The sequence below is a fragment of the Marinobacter sp. BW6 genome, from assembly GCF_008107725.1.
Classification (GTDB): domain Bacteria; phylum Pseudomonadota; class Gammaproteobacteria; order Pseudomonadales; family Oleiphilaceae; genus Marinobacter.
In genome coordinates this window covers 1-389 of sequence record NZ_VIRN01000009.1, presented here as the reverse complement: position 1 = coordinate 389, position 389 = coordinate 1, and the positions used below count along the sequence as shown (strand labels likewise).

At 62.5% G+C, this 389-nt stretch carries 1 protein-coding gene; it reads right to left on the bottom strand.

Going from position 1 to position 389, the window contains the following annotated elements:
* Positions 1-389 (bottom strand): insulinase family protein (locus tag FMN52_RS00035; RefSeq protein ID WP_148606701.1); only part of this gene is annotated, 389 nt, incomplete at both ends.

The following is a 389-nucleotide window of genomic DNA, read 5'->3' as shown; positions in this document are numbered from 1 at the left end:
CTGTAGGACAGGCCGCGCTTTTCGCGCACTTCCTGGTACATCCATGAGGTGAACGTGCCGCCACCCAGAATGTGGTTCATGACGTAGGCCGCCTGGTAATCGGGATCGTTCCGTTTCAGGCCCGGCAGACCCAGCAGGATCGTCGTCTGGGGCACGGCAAGGTCGTCGTTGATGGTGCGGCCGAGAGCGGGATCCAGCTCGGCGACCGGCACAAGGTCGGCCTCCTCCGGCAGGCCTGCAAAGACCTCGTCCAGGATCGGTGCAAGCGTTTCGGCATCGATCGCGCCGACCATGCCGATCGTCAATCCGCCGCGCGCCAGAATCCGTCGATACTGTTTTGCCAGATCAGCAGGGCTCAGTTGTTCAAGCGATCCGGCAGTGCCAAGAGT